This window comes from Pseudomonas sp. P179, assembly GCF_000478485.2.
In the GTDB taxonomy this organism is placed as follows: Bacteria; Pseudomonadota; Gammaproteobacteria; order Pseudomonadales; family Pseudomonadaceae; genus Pseudomonas; species Pseudomonas aeruginosa.
Map to the genome: position 1 here is coordinate 330,403 of NZ_KI517354.1, position 506 is coordinate 330,908.

General features: G+C 63.6%; 1 protein-coding gene. It reads right to left on the reverse strand.

What is annotated here, in order from left to right:
• Window positions 1-506, reverse strand: a 506-nt coding sequence (locus HMPREF1224_RS14150; RefSeq protein WP_010793048.1) for an adhesin HecA repeat-containing protein, incomplete at both ends; no start/stop codon positions are given.

The following is a 506-nucleotide window of genomic DNA, read 5'->3' on the forward strand; positions in this document are numbered from 1 at the left end:
GCTGGACAGCAGGCCTCCCCCGCCGTTGAACAACTCCGTAGCGCTCAGGCGCAGCCCATCGCGGCTGGCGAGTACCCCCTTGTCCTGGTTGAGCACGTGCGGCGCGGTGATGCCCAGACCACTGTCACCGACGATCTTGCCGCCACGGTTGTCCAGCTGCTCAGTGAGGTTCAGCGCCACCACGCCCTGGCTGGCAATCTCGCCGACGCTGTTGTCCACCTGCCGGGCCGTGATGTCTACGCCCTGGTTGCCAGCGATACGGCCAACGTTATTGTTTAGGATGCCCAGGTCGAGAGTCAGCGAGTCCTGACTGGTCAGTTCTCCTCCCTTCTGGCTCAGCGTGCCAACCTTGGCATGCAGGCTACCATTGGCGGCGATACGCCCCTTGGAACTGTTCGCCTCATCGGCTACCAGCTTCAGGCCGCGTTCGGCGATCAGTGTGCCAGCGTCGTTTTCCAGGCGGGTCACACCGATATCGATGGCGCCCTTGCTGCCGATGGAGCCAC